Source organism: Streptomyces sp. UNOB3_S3 (genome assembly GCF_020740895.1).
Lineage (GTDB): Bacteria > Actinomycetota > Actinomycetes > Streptomycetales > Streptomycetaceae > Streptomyces.
Window position 1 is genome coordinate 1 of record NZ_JAILXP010000410.1, and the last position, 5,958, is coordinate 5,958.

3 protein-coding genes are annotated in these 5,958 nt (G+C 71.9%); 1 reads left to right on the forward strand and 2 read right to left on the reverse strand.

What is annotated here, in order from left to right:
* Positions 1-59: 59 nt before the first annotated feature.
* Positions 60-2,351, forward strand: a complete 2,292-nt coding sequence (locus K6I33_RS30260; protein ID WP_229357742.1) for a M4 family metallopeptidase — start codon at positions 60-62, stop codon at positions 2,349-2,351.
* A gap of 91 nt (positions 2,352-2,442) precedes the next feature.
* Here the strand turns inward: K6I33_RS30260 and glgB are convergent, their stop codons facing one another.
* Both glgB and K6I33_RS30270 read right to left on the reverse strand, forming a co-directional pair.
* Positions 2,443-4,650, reverse strand: a complete 2,208-nt coding sequence (gene glgB / locus K6I33_RS30265) for a 1,4-alpha-glucan branching enzyme (RefSeq protein WP_229357744.1) — start codon at positions 4,648-4,650, stop codon at positions 2,443-2,445.
* A gap of 140 nt (positions 4,651-4,790) precedes the next feature.
* Positions 4,791-5,958: maltokinase (locus K6I33_RS30270; protein WP_229357743.1), on the reverse strand; the 1,168-nt coding region annotated here is incomplete at its 5' end.

Below are 5,958 nucleotides of genomic sequence, written 5' to 3' on the forward strand. Positions count from 1 at the left end.
GCCGTCCGGTCGTTCCATCGGCCCACCCACCCCGTGGTGGCCCCGCAGAAGGAGTCAGAGTGAGACCCACCCCCCATCGCCGCGCCGTCGCCACCGGCGCGCTCGTCGCCGTCACGGCGATGCTCGCCGTCGGGGCACAGACGGGCACCGCGAACGCCCGCCCCGACGACTCGGCCGCCACCGGACAGCCCCGGCAGATCATCGCCAAGGCCGCCCCCGGCGCCCAGCCCGCCAAGCTCACGCCCTCCCAGCGCGCGGAGCTGATCCGCGAGGCCAACGCCACCAAGGCGCAGACCGCGAAGAAGCTGGGCCTCGGCGCCAAGGAGCAGCTGGTCGTCCGCGATGTCACCCGGGACGCCGACGGCACCGTCCACACCCGCTACGAGCGCACCTACGAGGGCCTGCCCGTCCTCGGCGGCGACCTCGTCGTCGACGCGGCCAGGAGCGGCAGCGTCAAGTCCGTCGCCAAGGCCAACAAGGCGAAGCTGGCCGTCGCCACGACCGCGCCCTCGTTCGCGGCCGCCACCGCCGAGCAGGACGCCGTCAAGTCCGCCCAGGCGAAGGGCTCGAAGGCCGCCAAGGCCGACCGCGCCCCGCGCAAGGTGATATGGGCCGCGAACGGCACCCCCGTACTGGCCTACGAGACGGTCGTCGGCGGCCTCCAGGAGGACGGCACGCCCAACGAGCTGCACGTCGTCACCGACGCGAGGAGCGGCAAGAAGCTCTTCGAGTTCCAGGGCGTCAAGCAGGGCACCGGCAACAGCCAGTACAGCGGCCAGGTCACCATCGGCACCTCCGGCTCGGCCGGCTCGTACCAGATGACCGACACCTCGCGCGGCAACCACAAGACGTACAACCTCAACCACGGCTCCTCCGGCACCGGCACGCTGTTCACCAACTCCAGCGACGTCTGGGGCAACGGCAGCAACAGCGACCCGGCCACGGCGGGCGTGGACGCCGCGTACGGCGCGCAGCTCACCTGGGACTACTACAAGAACGTCCACGGGCGCACCGGCATCAAGGGCGACGGCGTGGGCGCGTACAGCCGCGTCCACTACGGCAACAACTACGTGAACGCCTTCTGGTCCGACGCCTGCTTCTGCATGACCTACGGCGACGGCTCGGGCAACGCCAAGCCGCTGACGGCGATCGACGTGGCCGCGCACGAGATGACGCACGGCGTCACCGCCGCCACCGCCAACCTCACCTACAGCGGGGAGTCCGGCGGCCTCAACGAGGCCACCTCGGACATCATGGCCACCGCCGTGGAGTTCTGGGCGAACAACCCCAGCGACCCGGGTGACTACCTCATCGGCGAGAAGATCGACATCAACGGCAACGGCACCCCGCTGCGCTACCAGGACAAGCCCAGCCGGGACGGCCGGTCCAAGGACAGCTGGTACTCCGGCATCGGCAGCATCGACGTCCACTACTCGTCGGGCCCGGCCAACCACTGGTTCTACCTGGCCTCCGAGGGCAGCGGTCCCAAGGACATCAACGGCGTCCACTACGACAGCCCCACCTCCGACGGGCTGCCGGTCACCGGCATCGGCCGGGACAACGCCGCGAAGATCTGGTTCAAGGCGCTGTCCCAGCGCATGCAGTCCAACACCAACTACGCGGGCGCGCGCGACGCCACGCTGTGGGCCGCCGGTGAGCTCTTCGGCGTCGGCAGCGAGACGTACAACAACGCCGCGAACGCCTGGGCGGCCATCAACGTCGGCAGCCGGCTGTCCACCGGCGTCTCCGTCACCAGCCCCGGCGACCAGACGTCCATCGTGAACACGGCCGTCTCCCTCCAGATCAAGGCGTCCAGCTCCACCACCGGCGCCCTGACCTACTCGGCCACCGGCCTGCCCGCCGGCCTGACGATCAACTCCTCGACCGGGCTGATCTCCGGCACCCCGACCACCACCGGCTCCAGCAATGTGACGGTGACGGTCAAGGACGCGGGCGGCAAGACCGGCACCGCCTCCTTCAAGTGGACCGTGAACACCTCGGGCGGCGGCAGCGTCTTCGAGAACACCACCCCCGTGGCCATCCCGGACGCGGGCCCGGCCGTGACCTCGCCGATCGTCGTCACGCGCAGCGGCAACGGCTCCTCGGCGCTGAAGGTCGACGTCAACATCACCCACACCTACCGCGGTGACGTCCAGATCGACCTGGTCGCCCCCGACGGCAAGACGTGGCGCCTGAAGGACGCCGACTCGTGGGACTCCGCGGCGGACATCAAGGAGACCTACACGGTCGACGCGTCCGGCGTCTCGGCCACCGGCACGTGGAAACTCCAGGTCCAGGACCTGTATGCCAATGACGAGGGCACGGTCAACAGCTGGAAGCTGACCTTCTAGCCTCCGGCACCCTTCCACGATCCGGGCGCCGTCCGGGGTGAGCTCCGACTCCCCCGGGCGGCGCCTTACTCATGCGGCGCGGCAGCGATCGCTACCCTGGCCGCAGCCACACCGTCGCGAGCGGCGGCAGCACCGCCACCACGCTCACATGCCGCCCGTGCCACGCCGTCGGCTCCGCCTTCAGCGGGTCGGGGTTGCCGACGCCGCTGCCGCCGTAGCCGGCGGCGTCGGTGTTGAGGACCTCGTGCCAGACCGGCTCGCCCGCCGGTACCCCCAGCCGGTAGCCGTGCCGCACCACGGGGGAGAAGTTGCAGACCGCCAGCATCGGCGAGCCCTGCGCGTCGTAGCGGGCGAACGCCAGGACGTTGTCGTCCGCCGCGTCGCCGACGATCCATTCGAAGCCCTCCGGCGCGGTGTCCCGCTGCCACAGTGCCGGTGTCGCCCGGTAGCAGGCGTTGAGGTCGCGGACCAGGTCCCGTACGCCCCGGTGGTCGGGCTCGGCGGAGTAGGAGGGGTCCAGCAGCCACCAGTCGGGGCCGTGGGCCTCGGACCACTCCGCCCCCTGGGCGAACTCCTGCCCCATGAAGAGGAGTTGCTTGCCCGGATGGGCCCACATGAAGCCGAGGAACGCCCGGTGGTTCGCGCGCTGCTGCCACCAGTCGCCCGGCATCTTGGAGACCAGCGCCCGCTTGCCGTGCACCACCTCGTCGTGCGAGATCGGCAGGACGTAGTTCTCGCTGTACGCGTACACCATCGCGAAGGTCATGTCACCGTGGTGGTACTTGCGGTGCACCGGCTCCTTCGTCATGTACTCCAGCGAGTCGTGCATCCACCCCATGTTCCACTTCAGGCCGAAGCCCAGCCCGCCGAAGCCGCCCGGGCCCGTGTGGTGGGTGGCACGGGTGACGCCGTCCCAGGCGGTGGACTCCTCGGCGATGGTCACCGCACCGGGGCAGCGGCGGTAGACCGTCGCGTTCATCTCCTGGAGGAACGCCACCGCGTCGAGGTTCTCGCGGCCGCCGTGCTCGTTCGGCGTCCACTGGCCCGGCTCCCGCGAGTAGTCCAGGTAGAGCATGGAGGCGACGGCGTCCACGCGCAGTCCGTCGATGTGGAACTCCTCGCACCAGTAGACCGCGTTCGCCACCAGGAAGTTGCGCACCTCCTTGCGGCCGTAGTCGAACTCCAGCGTCCCCCAGTCGGGGTGGGCGGCCCGGGCCGGGTCCTGGTGCTCGTACAGCGGCCGCCCGTCGAACTCCGCCAGCGCCCAGTCGTCCCTCGGGAAGTGCGCCGGCACCCAGTCCATGATCACGCCGATGCCGGCCCGGTGGAGGGAGTCGACGAGGTGCTTGAAGTCGTCGGGGGTGCCGAGGCGGGCCGTGGGCGCGTAGAAGCCCGTCACCTGGTAGCCCCACGAGCCGCCGAAGGGGTGCTCGGACACCGGCATCAGCTCCACGTGCGTGAAGCCCAGGTCCTTGACGTAGGCGGGGAGCTGCTCGGCCAGCTGGTGATAGGTGAGGCCCGGGCGCCAGGAGGGGAGGTGCACCTCGTAGACCGAGAAGGGTGCCTCGTGGACCGGTCGCGCCGTGCGCCGCGCCATCCAGTCGGCGTCCCGCCACACGTGGTGCGAGGCCTCCACGATCGACGCGTTCGCGGGCGGCACCTCGGCGCGCCGCGCCATCGGGTCCGCGCGCAGCGTGCGCGAGCCGTCGGGGGGGGTGAGCTCGAATTTGTACAGTGCGCCTTCCGTGACTCCTGGGAGGAACAGCTCCCATACGCCCGTGCCGCCCAGCGAGCGCATCGGGTGGACCGTGCCGTCCCACAGGTTGAAGTCGCCCACCACGCGCACGCCCAGGGCGTTCGGTGCCCACACCGTGAACCGGGTGCCCGCCACGCCCTGGTGCGTCATGGGCCTGGCGCCCAGCGCCCGCCACAGCTCCTCGTGCCGGCCCTCCCCGATGAGGTGGAGATCCAGCTCCCCCAGGGAGGGGAGGAAGCGGTAGGGGTCGTCGAGGGGGAGTTCGGTCTTCTTTTCCTCGTTCTCGTAGGTGACGAGGAGGCGGTGGTCGGGCGCGAGCTCGCTCAGCGGCAGGAGTCCGGCGAACAGGCCGTCGCCCTCGTCGAGCAGCTCCGCGCGCAGGCCCTTCGCGACGACCGCCACGCCCGTCGCCCACGGGCGCAGCGTGCGTACGACGATCCCGCCGGGCACGTGGTGCGCGCCCAGCACGCCGTGTGGGTCGTGGTGGGCGCCGTGGAGGAGGCGGTCCCGGGTGGAGTCGTCCAGGGGGGGTGCCTGGCGGATTCCGGTTCCCTTGCCGGTTCCCCTGCCGGTTTCCCTGACGGGGGCTTCGGTGGGGGCTTCGGTGGGGGCTTTGGCAGCGGCTTCGGTGTGGGCCTTCGTCGGCGCCGGCAGGAACGTTGCCGGGATCGGCGGTCGTGCGGTCACAGGTGGTCCTCCGGGGGCGTACGGAGCGGACGGAGCGGACTGGTCACGCCGGCGTGGACGCCGGTCGCACGGTGGCCTCCGGCCAGGCGGTGGATCGCGGACATCGGCACGGAGAGCCAGTCGGGGCGGTGCCGGGCCTCGTAGAGCACCTCGTAGACGGCCTTGTCCGTCTCGTGCGCCCGCAGCAGCCGGGGGTCCTCGCGCGGGTCCTGGTGGACGGTCGCGTAGCCCTCGCAGAACGCGGCCCGGGAACGCTCGGCCCAGTCGGTCCCGGCCGCGCGGCCCACCGCCGCCGCGTAGTCGAAGGAACGCAGCATCCCCGCGATGTCCTGCGCGACCGGCTGCGGACGGCACCGTTCCGCCAGCGGGCGGGCCGGTTCCCCCTCGAAGTCGATGAGCGACCAGCGGCCGTCGGCGGCCGTGCGCAGCGCCTGCCCCAGGTGGAGGTCGCCGTGGACGCGCTGGGCCCTGCGGGTGTGCCCGCCCCGGCCCAGCGCCGCCAGCTCGTCGTAGGCGTCGCGCAGCGCGGAGCGGTACGGGCGCAGGGCCGGGACGGCCTCCGCCGTGGCCTCCAGGCGCCGGGTCATGGCGGCGGCGAGTCGTTCGAGCTGGGGGCGGTGCAGCGTGACTGTGGGCAGTGCTTCCGCCAGGGCCAGGTGCACCTCGGCCACGGCGTGGCCGAGGGCGCGTGCCGACGCCGCGAAGTCGGCCTGGACGGAGAGGGCACCCAGCGCCAGCTGCCAGCCGTCGGCGGAGCCGGGCAGGAAGGGTTGCAGCACGCCCAGGGTCATGGGCGTCGCGCCGTGGAGCTCCGCCTCGAACCAGGCCGCCGGCGCCGGGACGCGGGTGCAGCCGGCCTTCGCGAGCGCGCGCGGCAGTTCGAGATCGGGGTTGGTGCCGGGGCCCACGCGACGGAAGAGCTTGAGGATATACGTTTCGCCGTATACCGCCGAGGAGTTGGACTGCTCTGCGCTCAGCAGGCGGGGGGTCAGGTCCGAGGGGATGTTCGCGTCCGGTTCGCGGCTGAAGCGGAGTGGGCCCTGGCGGCCCGGGGCCCTCATCCGCTCCAGGAGGAGCCCCGCGAGGCGGGGGTCTGCGAGGCCCTCGTAGACGGTGCGGCCGTGGAGGGGGCCGCCCGCGGGGCTCCTCCTGGAGCGGATGAGG